Source organism: Arthrobacter crystallopoietes, assembly GCF_017603825.1.
Taxonomy (GTDB): Bacteria; Actinomycetota; Actinomycetes; order Actinomycetales; family Micrococcaceae; genus Crystallibacter; species Crystallibacter crystallopoietes_B.
This window is the reverse complement of sequence record NZ_CP072014.1, coordinates 1-15,126: the sequence shown is the minus strand read 5'-3', so window position 1 is coordinate 15,126 and position 15,126 is coordinate 1. Positions and strand designations below refer to the sequence as shown.

Annotated in this window: 16 protein-coding genes; 7 read left to right on the top strand and 9 right to left on the bottom strand. The window is 64.0% G+C overall.

Annotation, left to right across the window (positions count from 1 at the left end; genetic code table 11):
• Positions 1-90: 90 nt before the first annotated feature.
• The 6 genes from pabB to J5251_RS00055 form a co-directional block, all read right to left on the bottom strand.
• Positions 91-2,127 (bottom strand): aminodeoxychorismate synthase component I, encoded by a 2,037-nt coding sequence (gene pabB, locus J5251_RS00080; RefSeq protein ID WP_244250738.1) that lies wholly within the window; start codon positions 2,125-2,127, stop codon positions 91-93.
• Positions 2,114-2,611, bottom strand: a complete 498-nt coding sequence (locus J5251_RS00075; protein WP_139004515.1) for a low molecular weight protein-tyrosine-phosphatase — start codon at positions 2,609-2,611, stop codon at positions 2,114-2,116. Before J5251_RS00075 ends, pabB begins: the two co-directional genes overlap by 14 nt.
• 14 nt (positions 2,612-2,625) lie before the next feature.
• On the bottom strand, positions 2,626-3,246 hold the full coding sequence (locus tag J5251_RS00070) for a LysE family transporter (protein ID WP_139004516.1): 621 nt from the start codon (positions 3,244-3,246) through the stop codon (positions 2,626-2,628).
• A 30-nt stretch (positions 3,247-3,276) separates the two neighbouring features.
• Positions 3,277-3,543, bottom strand: coding sequence for a PIN domain-containing protein (locus tag J5251_RS20210; protein WP_240792987.1), 267 nt, complete (start codon positions 3,541-3,543; stop codon positions 3,277-3,279).
• A 12-nt stretch (positions 3,544-3,555) separates the two neighbouring features.
• Entirely contained in the window at positions 3,556-4,362 is an 807-nt protein-coding gene (locus J5251_RS00060; protein WP_139004517.1) for a class I SAM-dependent methyltransferase, read from the bottom strand.
• A gap of 81 nt (positions 4,363-4,443) precedes the next feature.
• A complete protein-coding gene (locus J5251_RS00055) occupies positions 4,444-5,013 on the bottom strand; it encodes a DapH/DapD/GlmU-related protein (protein WP_139004518.1) in 570 nt (189 codons plus the stop codon).
• A 125-nt stretch (positions 5,014-5,138) separates the two neighbouring features.
• Between J5251_RS00055 and J5251_RS00050 the strand changes: the two genes are divergently transcribed.
• The 5 genes from J5251_RS00050 to J5251_RS00030 all read left to right on the top strand — a co-directional run bounded on the left by J5251_RS00050 (position 5,139) and on the right by J5251_RS00030 (position 11,600).
• A complete protein-coding gene (locus J5251_RS00050) occupies positions 5,139-7,271 on the top strand; it encodes an MMPL family transporter (RefSeq protein ID WP_208574896.1) in 2,133 nt (710 codons plus the stop codon).
• Between the two features lie 255 nt (positions 7,272-7,526).
• A complete protein-coding gene (gene dnaK / locus J5251_RS00045) occupies positions 7,527-9,404 on the top strand; it encodes a molecular chaperone DnaK (protein WP_139004520.1) in 1,878 nt (625 codons plus the stop codon).
• 2 nt (positions 9,405-9,406) lie between these two features.
• On the top strand, positions 9,407-10,078 hold the full coding sequence (locus tag J5251_RS00040) for a nucleotide exchange factor GrpE (RefSeq protein ID WP_139004521.1): 672 nt from the start codon (positions 9,407-9,409) through the stop codon (positions 10,076-10,078).
• Positions 10,079-10,173: 95 nt separating this feature from the next.
• Complete coding sequence (locus tag J5251_RS00035) at positions 10,174-11,154, top strand: DnaJ C-terminal domain-containing protein (protein ID WP_139004522.1); 981 nt, start codon at positions 10,174-10,176, stop codon at positions 11,152-11,154.
• A 20-nt stretch (positions 11,155-11,174) separates the two neighbouring features.
• Positions 11,175-11,600, top strand: coding sequence for a heat shock protein transcriptional repressor HspR (locus tag J5251_RS00030; protein WP_139004523.1), 426 nt, complete (start codon positions 11,175-11,177; stop codon positions 11,598-11,600).
• On the opposite strand, the gene J5251_RS00025 is transcribed toward J5251_RS00030, so the two are convergent.
• Positions 11,530-11,904, bottom strand: a complete 375-nt coding sequence (locus tag J5251_RS00025; protein WP_139004524.1) for a UPF0758 domain-containing protein — start codon at positions 11,902-11,904, stop codon at positions 11,530-11,532. The genes J5251_RS00030 and J5251_RS00025 overlap by 71 nt on opposite strands.
• A 230-nt stretch (positions 11,905-12,134) precedes the next feature.
• Positions 12,135-12,680 (bottom strand): COG4315 family predicted lipoprotein, encoded by a 546-nt coding sequence (locus J5251_RS00020; protein WP_139004525.1) that lies wholly within the window; start codon positions 12,678-12,680, stop codon positions 12,135-12,137.
• 209 nt (positions 12,681-12,889) lie between these two features.
• Here J5251_RS00020 and J5251_RS00015 point away from each other — a divergent pair, with 209 nt between their 5' ends.
• The gene (locus tag J5251_RS00015) at positions 12,890-13,381 is read left to right on the top strand and encodes a sigma-70 family RNA polymerase sigma factor (RefSeq protein ID WP_139004526.1); all 492 of its coding nucleotides are present in this window, start codon (positions 12,890-12,892) and stop codon (positions 13,379-13,381) included.
• Positions 13,378-14,037 carry a zf-HC2 domain-containing protein gene (locus tag J5251_RS00010; protein WP_139004527.1) on the top strand — a complete coding sequence of 220 codons (660 nt, stop codon included), beginning with the start codon at positions 13,378-13,380 and terminating at the stop codon, positions 14,035-14,037. The genes J5251_RS00015 and J5251_RS00010 overlap by 4 nt, the downstream gene beginning before the upstream one ends.
• A 23-nt stretch (positions 14,038-14,060) precedes the next feature.
• Here the strand turns inward: J5251_RS00010 and trmB are convergent, their stop codons facing one another.
• Positions 14,061-15,002: a tRNA (guanosine(46)-N7)-methyltransferase TrmB gene (gene trmB / locus J5251_RS00005; RefSeq protein ID WP_139004528.1), complete on the bottom strand. Its 942-nt coding sequence runs from the start codon at positions 15,000-15,002 to the stop codon at positions 14,061-14,063.
• Between the last annotated feature and the right edge of the window lie 124 nt (positions 15,003-15,126).

The window sequence follows — 15,126 nt, the reverse complement described above, 5'->3', positions numbered from 1 at the left end:
TACCACGCGCCCCTGTCCAAAAAACAGTCCTGCAGCGGATTTTTACCTGAAGAAGGCAACGGACTGGAGCGGAGGAGTGGTGTGCCGGCTTCAGTCGGGAAAAACGCTGCCGAGCCCGGAGAGCACGCCGAAGGCCTTGGCCCGGACCTCGTCCCATTCGGCTTCCGGATCGGAATCGGCCGTGATGGCACCGCCGACGCCCAGCGTGAGCTGGTCCCCCTGCCGGACCAAGGTCCGGATCACCACGGACAGGTCAGCGGCACCGTTGAGCGAGAAGTACCCCACCGCCCCCGAATAGACGCCGCGGGCACCGGACTCCAACCGGTCCAGGATGTCCATCGTGCTGATTTTCGGGGCACCCGTCATCGAGCCGGCCGGGAACGCCGCAGCAACGGCCTCCGCCCGGGACGCGTCCTGACGCAAGCTCGCGTCAATGGTGGAAACCATCTGGTGCACGGTGGCATAGCTTTCGATCGCGCATAAGCGGCTGACCCGCAGCGAACCGGGCACGGCAAAATGGCTCAGGTCATTGCGCAGCAGATCCACGATCATGATGTTCTCGGCGCGGTCCTTGAGGCTGCTTGCCAACTCGGCCTTCAGCGCCGCGTCCTCCGCCGGATCCGCGACCCGACGCCGGGTACCCTTGATCGGTTCGGCGCGCAGGGCACCATCGGCGGCCAGGCTCATGAACCGCTCCGGCGAGGTACTTGCGACGGTCAAACTGCCAAAGCGCAGGTAACTGGCGAACGGGGCGGGATTACGACGGCGCAGGGACAGATATGTTTCCAGCGGATCCGTCCCTGCGGCAGCGGTGGCGGACAGCTCTGTGGTGAGGCAGATTTCGTAGGAGTTGCCGTCGTGGATTTCCGCCTGCGCCTGCCGGACCTTGAGCAGATACTGGTCCTTGCTGTCCCGCACTGTGAAGGCTGGGCCGATTTCCGGGCAGCCGCTCGCCGCCGCGGCGGAATCGTTCGCGCCCAGGGCCACAGATTCTACGGCGGCCCGGGTCCGGGCGAACCACTCGCTGGCTTCGTCCCTGGATGCGTCGCTGGCCAATGCCAGAAGATAGGTGCAACGGCGGGCGTGGTCGAGCAGGATGCCTCGGCCGGCAAAGATCAAGGCGGCGTCGGGAGTGGCGGCCGGGACGTCGCTGCCGCCGCATTCGCGCTTGAGCTCGTAGCCCAGGTATCCCAGCCAGCCCAAGGCGAATCCGCCCGGAGCATCAATGGGGCCGGTGACAGCGGGAGTGCCCCACACACCATCCAGCCAGCGGAAAAAGGGCGAGCGGATCCGGGTGGTGACAGCGCCGTCGGCAACCGAGGTGATGCCCGAGCGATGTTCGGCATAGCGGCCGAAGGACCCGCCGTCGTCGGCCATGATGCTGTATTCGTTGCGGTCCGGCACCGCAGTAGCCCCGGCATTGGAGCTGTCCAGCCAGACAGCGCGGTTGGAAGCGGCATAGAGGGCGCGGAAGAGCGAGGCCCCGTCAGGCAGGGCATCAATCCGTTCGGTCAGTAGTTGAGGGGCAACACCATGGGAACGCTCCACCGAGAGCAGCGCATCCAATTGCGGAAGCGAGGCCAGGGCCTTCAGTACACCGGCGGCCGCCATGGCACCGGTTTGCCCGTGCACCAGCAGGTCTGCGGCGCGGGGGACGTCATCGCCGTCGAGCCAGGCTTCTTCCTGCGCCGCCCACACCTCCCAGAACGGTTCGTAGCCGGCACCGTCGCGGGCAATAGCCCGGATCCGGCGGTCCACCGCTTCGGCCTGGATCCAGATAACGACGTCGGTGAGTTCGCGAGCGGCGGCGTGGGCGGCACCAACTCCTTCCACCAGCACGATCTCGGCAGGCTCCGTGAAACGGCGCTCGCCGTCGCCGTTCTGCTCCCAGTCCCAGGCCGTCCAAGCTGCGCGCTCGCCGCCGGCAAGAGGCTGCAACACAGTTTCCAGATAGCGCTGCTGTCCGTCGGCCAGGCCGTGCCAGCCCGGATAGATGTCTTCCAGGTGGAAGAGCGAAACGGTGTGATGCTCGCGCAGGAGGGCGGCCAGTTCCACCGCAAAAGTGGTCTTCCCCGCCCCGGAGCGTCCGTCCACGGCGATGATGACCGGTTTGTCAGTGGGTGGCAAGCTGCGCCCTGACATGTTCCACAATGCCCGGCACCGCTGCACTGATCAGGTTCCAGCTGACATCGAAGTCGGCTTCGTCGCCGAACCACGGGTCGTAGATTCCCTGTTCGGCGGGTCCGTGGTCCGCGACTTTGGGATCAAAGGAGCGAAACATTCGGACCTTGTTCCGGACGCTATCGTCCGGTGCGTCGCCACGCAGCTGTTCATAGTGGTCCACGTCCAGAGCCAGGATCAGGTCCCGGTCCGCGTACCAGGCAGGCTCGAACTGCCGGGCACGATGGTTTGCGGTGAGCAGGTCGGCTTGTTTCAGCCGGGCGGCGGCGCGCTCGTCGATGGGACGGCCGGTCTCCCATCCGGTAGTGCCTGCCGAGTCGACGGACACCTCGTCGGACAGCCCGGCATCTTCGAAGGCCTTGATTAGGATGTACTGGGCCATAGGGGAGCGGCAGATATTGCCTGTGCAGACAGTAATTATCCGGTACATAGCCAAGAGTCTAACTAGAAGAACGCCAGCAGCAGGCCGACACCGATGAACAGGACACCAAAAACGTAACCGAGCATCCGCTGGCCGCGTTCGGTTCTGGTGAACCGGTGGAAGGAGCGCGCCGCTGCGGCAAAGAAGAACCACATGACCAAGATGTCGATGATGACAATGGTGCCGGCCAGGACCACATACTGCGGGGCCAGCGGCTGTTCGGGGCGGATGAAGCCGGGCATGAAGGCCAGGAAAAACACGATCGCCTTCGGATTGAGCAGATTGACCCACAGGCCGCGCCGGAACATCGACCACGCGGATTCGTTTCGTTGGGCCTGGATGAGTTCCTGGTCGGCCGAAGGTTTGGCCAGCAGTTGCCGGATGCCCAGGTAGACGAGGTAGGCCGCGCCAGCGTACTTGATGACGTAGAAAGCTGTAGGGGAACTGGCCACCAGCAGGCCAACGCCGAGGGCCACAATGAGGATGTGGATGATCAGTGCCGCCTGCTGCCCGAGGATGCCCCACAGGGAACGGCGGAAGCCTGCATTGAGGGCATTGCTCATGGTGTTGATGGCACCCGCGCCCGGAGTGAAACTGATAACGGTGCCCGCGCCTACCAGCGCCAGCCACAGGGAAATCTGCACCAGATGATATTACGCGCCGCGGGCCCCGCTTCACCATACTGTCTGAAGCAACTCGAAATCGTGCAACGCCGTATCCGCGGTGATGACCGTGAATCCCTCCACGATCGCCTGTGCCGCGATCATCCGGTCGAAGGGGTCACGATGAGGCCATTCGAGCTCCGCCCAGATGGTCCCGGCGTTCAAGGACCAGCACGGACCGGCCTGCTTTGCAAGGTAGGCTCCGGCGACCAGCCCGTTGTGGCCACCGCCGACGATCACGACATTGAAATGCTCGTGCTGCAGCGGCTGCCCGGCCATGTGGCTGTTCTCTTACGGTTTGCGGGCCAGGATTTCGCCGTTGGGAATCAGGAACCAGCCGTCCGCGGCCATCGCCCATTCCCGCCAGCCCTGCGCAATGCGGTCCAATCCTGCCTGGTCGGTGATGCCGCGTTCGAGCGCTTGTTCCGCATAGGCCGAATGCAGCACCCGCTCCGACCACACGTTGCCCTGCCAGGCGCGCTGCTCGTCCGTAGCGTAGAGCCAGTTGGACGAGGAAGGCGTGATGTCGCGGAACCCGGCGGCCATGGCCCAGGAAATCAAGTGCCTGCCGGCGTTCGGCTCCGCGTGGTTGCCGCGGGCAATCTGCTGGTAGGTGTCCATCCAGTCATCCAGTTCCGGCAGCTGCGGGAACCAGCTCATGCCGTGGAAGTCTGCGTCCCGCACAGCCACGAGGCCGCCTGGTTTGGTGACGCGGCGCATCTCGTACAGGGCGGCAACCGGATCCGTCAGGTGCTGGAGGACTTGGTGGGCGTGGACCACATCGAACGTGTCGTCGTCGTAATCAAGGTCGTAGATGTTGCCGCTGACGAAGGTGACGTTCTCCAGCCCCCGCAGCGCCGCCAGTTCGGCAGCCTGCGTGAGTACATCATCGGAGCGGTCAAGCCCGATGACCTCGCCCGGAGCCACCAACTCGGCCAGGTCCGCGGTGATACTGCCCGGACCGCAGCCGACGTCGAGCAGGTTCAGGCCGGGCTTGAGATGGGGGAGCAGGTAGGCTGCGCAGTCCTCAGCAGTGCGGACTGCGTGTGCGTTGACAACGCTCTGGTGGTGGCCGTGGGAGTACACCTCATCCTTCATAGTGGGCAGACTACTCTGATTCGGCCTCCTCGAGACAGCGACGTGCCCGTTCTGTTGCGCAAGGTGTCGCCGGGCCGCGGTTCAGCCGGGTACTGAGCGCACCACGCGCGCAGGCGAGCCCACCACAATGGACTTCGCCGGTACGTCTTTCGTAACCACGGATGCGGCCGCTACGACGGCATCATCACCGATGGTCACGCCCGGCAGGATGGTGGCGTTGGAGCCAATCCAGACATTGCGGCCGATGACGATGGGCGCCGGGTGCATGTCTGCGCGGCGGCTCGGGGTGAGGTCGTGGTTGAGCGTGGCAAACACCGTGTTGTGCCCGATCAGGCAGTCGTCCCCGATGGCCACACCGCCCTGGTCCTGGAACTTACACCCGGAATTGATGAAGGTCCGCTCCCCGAGGGTGATGTTCTTCCCGAAGTCGGAGTAGAGGGGAGGGAAGACCGTCACAGATTCATGAACTGGCTTGCCGGTCAGCTGGGCCAACAGCTCCCGTACGTGCTCCGGCTCCTGATAGCTGCCGTTGAGTTCAGCGGTGATGCGCAGGGCATCCTGGCTGGTCCGGTGCATCACTTCATGGAACGGCGAATCCCCGGTGATGGTCTGTCCTGCGTTCAGTGCCTCAAGGAGGTCGTCGAGTTCCATGCTGTCCTTTCTATCAAAGCTCGGACGGCAGACTCCGTTGCAGAGCTGGATGGGGAAGAACGAACTATCTCGATCATGGAAACAGTTTATAGTGGAGACAACTTTTTCTCCCCTCAAAGGAACGCATGAAGCGCTGGCTTAGAACCTTGTTCCCTGTGTTGATCGTCCTCGTTTGGCTCGCTGCGGCGGGTGCCGGCGGGCCTACTTTTGGCAAACTTTCGGATGTCTCCACCAATGACCAGGCCGGGTTTCTGCCGCAAAGCGCGGAGTCCACGGAAGCCGGCGCGTGGCAGGAGAAGTTCCTCGATTCCGACGCCGTGCCCGCCGTCGTCGTTATTGAGTTTGACCAACCGATCGAGCCTCAGGAGCTGCGGAACTATGTCCCGCTGGCTGACAAGCTCGGCGAGGCGGCAGGCGTGGCCGCGGAGTCAGAGAGCCAGGTTGCCGGCCCGATTCCTGCAGCGGATTTCGAAGCGATCGAGTTCGTCGTCCCGATCACGGGAGACGCGGGAAATGCAGTTGAGGAACTGCGGGCAGTGCTCCAGGCTGAACTGCCCACGGAGGCCACCGCTTACGTCACCGGACCGGCAGGCTTCATCGCCGATCTGGTCGAGGCCTTCGCCGGGATCGACGGCCTGCTGCTCGGAGTGGCGCTGCTGGCTGTCTTTGTCATTCTCCTGATTGTCTACCGGGCGCTGCTGCTGCCCTTCCTGGTCCTGCTGACTTCCGTCTTCGCCCTTTGTGCCGCCATCCTGGTGATTTATTGGTTCGCGCTGATGGGCTGGATCCAGCTGAGCGGGCAGAGCCAAGGCATCCTGTTCATCCTGGTGATCGGCGCCGCAACGGATTACGCGCTCCTTTTGGTTTCCCGTTTCCGGGAGGCGCTGGCCGAGCGGGACTCCAAATGGGCTGCGATGAAGACGGCGTACAGGGGTTCGCTGGAGCCGATTGCGGCTTCCGGCGCCACGGTGGTCCTGGCGCTGCTGTGCCTTTTGTTTTCGGACCTCAACTCCAACCGCAGCCTCGGTCCCATCGCCGCCATCGGCATTGTTTTCTCCGTCCTTGCCGCGCTCTCCCTGCTGCCGGCTCTGCTGCTGATCTTCGGCCGCGGTGCCTTTTGGCCGATTGTTCCACGTCCCGGACACCGTGCGCATCGGGCGGAAACCGGAACGGTGCCGGCGGGAGCCCAGGGCCTGCGCGGTACCTGGCGCCTTGTTGCCGGGCTGATTGCCAAGCGTCCGCGTGCAACCTGGCTCGTCTCGCTGCTGGTCCTCGTGGCGGGATCCCTGGGCGTCCTCCAGTTGCAGGCGCACGGCGTGGCGCAGTCCGAACTGGTGATGGCGCAAACGGACTCGGCGGACGGGCAGGAGGCGCTGGCCCGCCATTTCGACGCCGGATCAGGCTCTCCGGCCGTGATCGTGGCGGACGGCTCGGTGCGCGACGATGTCCTCAACGCCGTACGCGGACATGGTGGGGTTGCCGAAGCCGATTTCTTCAGCGAAGACGGCGAAGTGGTTGAACTGGATGGGCGCGTGATGATCAACGCCACGCTGGAGAAGGCAGCCGATTCGGAAGGCGCGGAGAACGATGTCGACGATCTCCGGACGGATCTGGACGCCGTGGATGAAACCGCGCTGGTAGGCGGGGTCAGCGCCGTCGCACTGGATACCAACGTGACCGCCCAGGCCGACCTGCTCAAGATCACGCCCATCGTGCTGCTGGTCATCCTGGTGATCCTGATGCTGCTCCTGCGCGCCGTGGTGGCGCCGGTGCTGCTGATCCTAAGTGTTGCCCTGTCCTACCTGACGGCACTCGGCGTCTCCGCGCTGGTGTTCAACCACATCTTTGGCTTCCCCGGCGCCGATGCTTCCGTGCCCCTCTATGGTTTTGTCTTCCTGGTGGCTCTCGGCGTGGACTACAACATTTTCCTCATGACCCGCGTGCGTGAAGAATCCCTGAAAACCTGCACGCGCCCGGGGATCCTGCGCGGGCTGGGAGCCACCGGCGGAGTCATCACCTCGGCCGGCATTGTCCTGGCAGCCACTTTCGCCGCGCTGGGTGTCATTCCCATCCTGTTCCTGGGGCAGTTGGCCTTCATCGTGGCCTTCGGGGTCCTGCTGGATGCCGTGCTGGTGCGCTCGCTGCTGGTCCCCGCGCTGTCGTACGATCTCGGGCGGCGCATCTGGTGGCCGAGCAGGCTCTCGCGGACTTCGCCGAGCGCTGAATCCGCGGCGCCGAAAGTGGGCGCGAGAACCTGAGTTCCGGACCCAAAACCGCGCGTTGGCGGTCTTTATCGCACACTGGCGGGCTCAATCCTTTCAGCCAAACTTGAGTCGTGCTCACTCAAGTTGAATTGACATCATTCCGAGTCTGAGTAAACTTGAGTGCAGAACGCTCAATATGGTTCACGCCCTGCCAAGACGGGGCTCCGCCGGTTCGATCCTCAGGGAACCGGCCGGCGGCGGGACCACTATTTCGGGCCGGTCTTCGGTTCATCAAGAAAGGACAAGCGTATGTCTCGTGCAGTAGGTATTGACCTCGGTACCACCAACTCCGTGGTTTCCGTGCTGGAAGGTGGCGAGCCCACCGTTATCGCTAACGCCGAGGGTGGCCGCACCACCCCGTCGGTCGTGGCATTCTCCAAGTCCGGCGAGGTCCTCGTCGGCGAAATCGCCAAGCGCCAGGCCGTCAACAACATCGAGCGCACCATCTCCTCGGTCAAGCGCCACATGGGCACCGACTGGAAGGTCGAGGTCGACGGCAAGAACTACACCGCGCAGGAAATTTCCGCCCGTGTGCTGCAGAAGCTCAAGCACGACGCCGAGTCCTACCTGGGTGAGAAGGTCACCGATGCTGTGATCACCGTGCCGGCATACTTCAACGACGCAGAGCGCCAGTCCACCAAGGAGGCCGGTGAAATTGCCGGCCTGAACGTCCTGCGTATTGTCAACGAGCCGACAGCTGCCGCACTGGCCTATGGCCTCGACAAGGGCAAGGAAGACGAACTCATCCTGGTCTTCGACCTCGGCGGCGGCACCTTCGACGTCTCCCTGCTGGAAGTCGGCAAGGACGAAGATGACTTCTCCACCATCCAGGTCCGTGCCACCTCGGGCGACAACCGCCTTGGCGGCGACGACTGGGACCAGCGCGTTGTGGACTTCCTGCTCCAGCAGGCAAAGTCCAAGGGTGCAGACCTCTCCAAGGACAAGATCGCCCTGCAGCGTCTGAAGGAAGCTGCTGAGCAGGCCAAGAAGGAACTGTCCTCGGCGTCCTCCACGAACATCTCCCTGCAGTACCTCTCGGTGACCCCGGAGGGCCCGGTCCACCTGGACGAGCACCTCAGCCGTGCCAAGTTCCAGGAACTGACCAAGGACCTGCTGGACCGGACCAAGAAGCCGTTCCACGACGTCATCAAGGAAGCCGGCATCAAGGTCGGCGACATCGACCACATCGTTCTGGTCGGCGGTTCCACCCGTATGCCCGCCGTTGTCGACCTGGTCAAGGAAATGGCCGGCGGCAAGGAGCCGAACAAGGGCGTGAACCCGGATGAGGTCGTCGCTGTGGGCGCTGCCCTGCAGGCCGGCGTGCTGAAGGGCGAGCGCAAGGACGTGCTGCTCATCGACGTCACCCCGCTTTCCCTGGGTATTGAAACCAAGGGCGGCGTGATGACCAAGCTGATCGAGCGCAATACGGCCATCCCGACCAAGCGCAGCGAGACCTTCACCACCGCGGATGACAACCAGCCATCCGTGGCCATCCAGGTCTTCCAGGGCGAGCGCGAGTTCACCCGGGACAACAAGCCGCTGGGCACCTTCGAGCTGACCGGCATTGCTCCTGCTCCGCGCGGCGTGCCCCAAGTCGAGGTCACCTTCGACATCGACGCCAACGGTATTGTCCACGTGTCCGCGAAGGACAAGGGCACGGGCGCTGAGCAGTCGATGACCATTACGGGCGGTACCGCACTGTCCAAGGATGATATTGACCGCATGGTCCGGGAAGCCGAAGAGCACGCAACCGAGGATAAGAAGCGCCGCGAGGCCGCTGACGTCCGCAACTCGGCCGAACAGCTGGCCTACTCGGTCGACAAGCTGCTCGCCGACAACGACGACAAGCTGCCCGAAGAAGTCAAGACCGAGGTCAAGACGGACGTCGACGCCCTGAAAGCCGCCCTGGAGAAGCAGGACAACGACGACGAGGTGAAGTCCGCGTTCGAGAAACTGCAGGCTTCCCAGACGAAGCTCGGCGAGGCTATCTACTCCCAGGCCCAGGCCTCGGGCGCAGCCGGTGAAGGCGCACCGGGAGCCGAGGGCGCCGCGGGCGAGGGCTCGGCCAAGGCTGACGAGGACATTGTCGACGCCGAAGTCGTCGACGAAGACGAAGAGAAGAAGTAACTATGGCGAACCACGGTAACGAGCACGAGCACGAGTCAGAGCCGGTGAGCTTCCGCGACAACCGCAAAATTGACCCGGAGACGGGCAAGGTCCGTGGCCAGGAAGCACCTGCCGATGCGGAGGCAGCCGACAAGGCTGCCGCCGCGGAGGCACCCGCACCCGAAGGTGTTGACGGAGATGCGCTGTCCCAGGCAGAGGCAATCCTGAACAGTACCGATGTCCCCGCAGGGGAATCGGTAGCCCAGGGCGTGGATTCGGAACAGGCCGCCGAGTTGAGGAATGACCTGCTGCGCCTTCAGGCGGAGTACGTCAATTACCGCAAGCGTGTGGAGCGGGACCGGGCGGTGGCTGGCCAGATGGCCATCGTCGGCGTCCTCAACTCGCTGCTTCCGGTACTCGACGACATCGACGCCGCACGCCAGCACGGTGACCTTGAGGACGGACCCTTCGCCGCAATAGCGACGAAGCTGGAAAACGCCCTGAAGGTCTACGGACTGGAACCGATCTCCGAGACGGACGTGGAGTTCGACCCGAACGTCCACGAAGCGCTGATGCAGCAGCAGAGCGCAGATGTCCAGGTTGACTCGGTCAGCCAGATCCTGCGGACCGGGTACAAAGCCGGGGATCGCGTCCTGCGTGCGGCCCAGGTGATTGTGGCTGTACCGGCCGAGTAGCTCCGTATGAAGCCGGGGACGTCGTAAGGCGTCCCCGGCTCTCATGGGCTCGTGGCCCACCATAGACTTTGAACTACGTGAAAGGAGGCGCTTGAATGGCTAGCCAGGATTGGGTCGAGAAGGACTTCTACAAGATCCTTGGTGTCTCCAAGGACGCGTCGGACGCCGACATCAAGAAGGCGTACCGCAAACTTGCCCGGAAATACCATCCGGACACAAACTCCTCCGACGCCGCGGCCGAAAAGATGTTCAAGGACGTCTCCGAAGCGTATTCGGTGCTCTCCGATCCGGAGGAGCGCCAGCAATACGACGCCATCCGGGCGATGGGCAGCGGGGCTCGGTTTACGGCCAGCGGGGCAGGTGCACCGGGTGGTGGCGGTTTCGAGGACATTTTCGGCAGCATGTTCGGCCAGAGCACGCGCAGCCGTTCAGCCGGCGGGTTCGGTAACGGCAATATTCCCCCCGAGTTCGCCGACCTCTTCGGCGGCGGTTTCGGCGGCGGCGGATTCCAAGCTCCGCAGGCACCCCCGCGCAAGGGCGCGGACCGGACCGCCGCCACCAGTATTTCGTTCGCTGGTTCCATCAAAGGGACCACCATCGGGCTGCGCGAGCCCTCCGGAGAAGTCATTGAGGTCCGGATTCCTGCCGGTATCAAGGACGGACAGAAGGTCCGCGTCCGTGGAAAGGGCCAGCCCGGCCCGGCCGGCAACGGCGATCTGATGGTGACTGTGAATGTCCAGCCGCACAGCTTCTTTACGCGTGACGGGGACAATATCCGCATCCATGTCCCGGTCTCCTTCGACGAGGCCGCGCTCGGCGCGCAGATCGAAGTACCAACCCTGAACGGCGAAACGGTCAAGGTGAAGGTGCCTGCCGGAACTCCTTCCGGACGGACCCTGCGCGTGAAAGGCCGGGGCGTGAACACGTCCAAGGCAACGGGGGATCTGCTGGTGACTATCGACGTCGTTGTTCCGCAGAACCTGAACAAGGAAGCTGAGGAAGCCGTCAAGGCCTTCGCCGCGGCCACATCGGGTGCTAATCCGCGCGAGAACCTGGCGGCCAAGGCCAGGCTGTAGCCGGCAGAAAGGAGAAAGCAATGGGTATTGACCGCAACGCCCCTATCTTTGTGATCTCCGTAGCGGCCGAACTCGCCGAGATGCATCCGCAGACTCTGCGCCAGTATGACCGGCTGGGACTCGTCTCGCCATCCCGCCAGCGCGGCCGCCAGCGGCGCTATTCGCAACGCGACGTGGACACTCTGCGTGAGGTCCAGCGGTTATCGCAGGAAGGCGTATCGCTGGAGGGCATCAAGCGGATCCTTGAACTGGAGAACCAGGTGAACGCCCTGCGCCTCCGGGTGCAGGAACTCGCTGCCGAGCTCGAAAGCACGCGTCGGCAAAGCGGAACGGAAGCCAGCCGGGTGTTCGCTGCCGGACTGGCTGGCGACGTGGTCACGCTGGCCCGCGGGAAGCGTCCGCGGCCGCGGAGCCAGGCCTTGGTGGTCTGGCGTCCGCACTCCTGAGGCCTGCCCGCCGCGCCAGTTCCATGGCGCCGGCGATCCGGGCTGCGAGCGCAGCGCCGACACCTGGCACTTCCTGAAGTTCCACGGGGTCGGCGAGCTGCAGCCCGGCCGGACCACCGAGCCTTTTCAGGATCGACCGGGCCAGTTCCAGGCTGCTGGCATCCCGCGTCCCGGAACCGATGACCAGCGCCAGCACCTCCGCATTCCTCAGCCGCCTGATGCCCATCCGGGCCATGCGCTCCCTGGGCCGGTCTTCCGCCTGCATCTGCGCAATTGCCAGATGGTTCTTTTGGCTTGTGCTCATACCGCCAACGCTAGGCGCAGGCAGTCCCGATCCGAAGGCCGTGCCAAGGCCATGTGGACAGCGCGGGCATGGAGCCGTCCCTGTGGAGGTAGACAGAGCTTCCGGTCCACGGCCGTGGCTCTATGGCCTATGACGCCCTGGGACGCCAGCCAGACGGAGAGTCCCGCGCGGGTGGGTGCCCCCGGCTCTGGTGACTCGTCCACCCGCGCGTCGGATCCTCAACTTATCTTTCAGCGGATCATTTCACCGTCCGGGGCCACTACATACCAGACGTCGTTGACGCCCTGGCCGTCGACGTCTCCCGGGGCCTTGTCGTTCTGCCAGTAGTAGATCGGCATGCCGTCGATGGTTACCTGCTTCTTGCCGTCAGGGGTGTCGATGGTTCCGACTTCCGCCGTGATGCCTTCGACTTCCGGGGCATCGCCTTCGGTCAGTACAGGAGGCCATGCGACCAGGCAGTCCCCGGTGCAGTTGCTGACGCCGGAGTCCTTTTCGTCCTTAGTGAAGTAGTAGACGGTCATTCCTTCGCCATCGACCACAATCTCACCGAGATCGGTTTCGGCAGTCATGAGCTGGGAGCCAGCCATCGCTCCGGCTTCACCGGAGGCCGGGGCACTTGCCCCGCCCGGTGCCGATTCGGTGGTCTCGGGCATTGCGGTCGTTTCTTCGGCCGGCGGCGGAGCCTCCGTGCCTGATTCGTCGCCGCCTCCGCATCCGGTGAGGCCGAGAAGGGCTGCGGTCATAAGGGCAGCAGCACCACTGAGTTTGATTTTCATGAGGAATTCCTAACGATCAACCGGGCTGCGCTCGGTCCCGGCCCGCCCGTTGCAGGCCGCTATTGGCAAAGACGTAGTGCCGGGCGAAAATGGTTCAAAGCTTGGGGGAATGTTCTTCTTCCTTGCCGGTGAACCATTCCGCCGTTGGGCACGTCTTCCTGATTGCGGAGCGCTCCGGAACCCGGGCTGTCCGGTCAGGAGGAACGGCGATGTCGATGGAAGAAGAAGCGGTCGCGCAGTTGTACCGCGACCACGCGGCGGCACTTAGGCGGTTCGTGCTGGCCGCCACTTCAGACCCGGACCAGGCCGAAGACGTAGTGCAGGAGACGATCCTGCGCGTCTGGAAACTGGGCCCGGAGGTCGAGAACATGCGCGGTTACCTGTACCGGACCGCGCGGCACGTCATTATCGACAATCACCGGCGCCGTAGCAGCAGGGCACAGGAAACAAACCTGCCGGAAGAAGAGTTGGCAACGGCCGACCAAGTGGACGGGCTCTTGCTCAAGGTGATTATGGAGGAAGCCCTGACAAGGCTCAGCGTGGACCACAGGAACGTCATTCTGGCGTTGCATTACCAACGGCTGACCGCCGCCGAGGCAGCCAAGGAACTGCACCTGCCGCTGGGGACGGTCAAGTCGCGCGCCTTTTACGGTGTGAAAGCGCTACGGTCCGTGCTGGATGAGATGGGAGTCAAGCGATGAAAGCCGACCATGAGCAGTTGCGCGAATTGCTCGGGCTTTACATCCTCGGCGGTCTCCGGCGGGATGAGGCCAGGGCCTTCGAGGCACATCTCAACGATTGCCCGGTCTGCCGCCAGGAGGCCACGGAGTTGGAGAGCCTTCCAGGCATGCTTGACGCCGTGCCGCGGGACGAAGCGCTGGAGCTGGCACAACCACCCATCGAAGAAATCCAGCAGAATACCAAGCGGCTGTTGAACGAATTGGCGGTGCGCCGCCGCAAAGCACGACGCCGGGTGGCTGGTTTGGTTGCCGCCGTCGCCGCCGCATCGCTGATCATCGGTGCGGTTGTGGGACCGGTGGTCACTGCACCGAAGCAGGAGATGGACAGCTATACGATGGCTTCCTCCCGCGGTCTGCAGGTGGATCTGGACCTGGTGCACAAGCGGTGGGGCACCGAGCTGGCTGTGGACGGCGAACAGTTGCCCGACAGCGGTGTGCTGTCCCTCTGGGTCACCGATTCCACAGGCGAGGCCCGCCAGGTGGCCACGTGGAAAGCAACGCCCGCAGGCCGGGCACGGCTCACGGCAGCTACCGACGTCGGAACTGAAGAGATCGTCAGGGTCGAGATCAAGAACGATGACGCTGTCCCGGTCGCCTCGGTAGTCACGCGGGACTGAACGCCCGGGCCTGGGGCCAGCGGCTACGGCTGCCTGCGGCGATACGTCAGATCGAAAATCTCCCGGCCCGCCTCATGCGCCTTCTGCTCGAAGCTGGTCAGCGCCCGGCCCTCGAAGCGAGGCGCCCAGCCGCCGATGTCGTCCATGCCTTCACCTTCGCTTGCGTTGCCGGTGCTGACCGGCAGCTTGCCCTCGCGGACCGGGGCACCACCGACCACTTTTTCGACGCCGCTTTCCCAGACTCTGGTCAGCGGACTGTCCGCCCCTGAACGTTCGCCGACGTGGACATTGTCAAAGTCCTCCGAAGCATCGGCCACGTCGCGCATCTGGATTGCATAGGAAGACCAGTCCGTGGCCAGCCGCCACAAGCCCCCCGGCTCCAATACGCGTGCTGCCAAACCGACAAAGTTTTCCTGTACGAGGCGGCGCTTGTGGTGCCGCGTCTTGTGCCACGGGTCCGGGAAAAAGACCCACAGCTCGTTGACCGAACCGGCCGGGAGCATGGTGGCGAGCACCTCCGGCGCGTTGGCCTGGACCACCCGGACGTTGCGCAAACCCTTTTGCCCGACCCGGAGCAGTGTTTGCGCCAGTCCAGGCTTATAGACCTCCAGCGCCAGGAAGTTGCGCGCGGGATCCTGCTCGGCGGCATGGCAGACGGCTTCTCCCAGCCCGGAACCGATTTCGACGACGAGCGGCGCTTCACGGTCGAAAGCGGCGTCCGCGTCGAAGACGAAGTCCGGATGCACCGACGTGTCGGTCTTGTCCCGGGGGACGTCGATCACGTACTTTTCCGCATAGTCGTTCCAGGCCTGCTGCCGGCGTCCCTGCAGCCGGTTGCCGCGGCGGACAAAGCTAACCGTACGGGTCAGGAATGGCTCCGCTGCATGCGCGGTTTCGGTGACGCCGTCAGCGTTGCCGGTGCCGCCGGAAGAAGGAGTGTGGGAAGAACTGGTCTCGTGAGTCATCTCCTTCAGAATAGCCGTGGTCGGGAAGGTGCCGTGGGACTGGTAAACTTGACCTACTTGGAGCGTGCATTGGTGTTCGTTCCCTGCGTCGATGAACGCTTTCACATTTCTCCCGCAGTTCCAT